At 40.7% G+C, this 516-nt stretch carries 1 protein-coding gene; it reads left to right on the top strand.

Annotation, left to right across the window (positions count from 1 at the left end; translation table 11 throughout):
* Positions 1 to 181: 181 nt before the first annotated feature.
* On the top strand, positions 182 to 516 hold a 335-nt coding region (locus ACLO87_RS17025; protein ID WP_430224375.1), incomplete at its 3' end, for a cytosine permease.

Here is a 516-nt window from a genome sequence, read left to right as displayed (position 1 = left end):
AAACTGACTTGATACCCGCAATAAAAATGGCCGATATCAGAAAATGAATCGGCCAGCAATATTAAAAAAAGAAAGCAGCCAAAGATGTTGCTTCAGTATTAAAAATAATATTTTTATTTTATTTGTTCCTCATAGCTAGATTAAAACAACGTTATTCGATACGTGAAATTAAGAGGGATTTATGGAACATCAGAGAAAACTATTCCAGCAACGCGGCTATAGCGAAGATCTACTGCCGAAAACGCAAAGTCAGCGGACCTGGAAAACATTTAACTATTTTACCTCATGGATGGGTTCGGTTCATAACGTTCCCAATTATGTGATGGTTGGCGGCTTTTTTATTCTCGGCCTGTCTACCTTTAGTATTATGCTGGCAATTATCCTCAGTGCCTTTTTCATTGCCGCGGTAATGGTATTAAACGGTGCTGCGGGCAGTAAATACGGCGTACCGTTTGCCATGATCCTGCGTGCTTCTTACGGCGTACGTGGTGCACTGTTTCCCGGATTATTAAGAGG

Origin of the sequence: Paenalcaligenes sp. Me52, assembly GCF_050487965.1 — a bacterium.
Classification (GTDB): domain Bacteria; phylum Pseudomonadota; class Gammaproteobacteria; order Burkholderiales; family Burkholderiaceae_B; genus Paenalcaligenes.
Note: the sequence above shows the minus strand (reverse complement) of the source record. Positions and strands in the feature narration are given on the sequence as shown.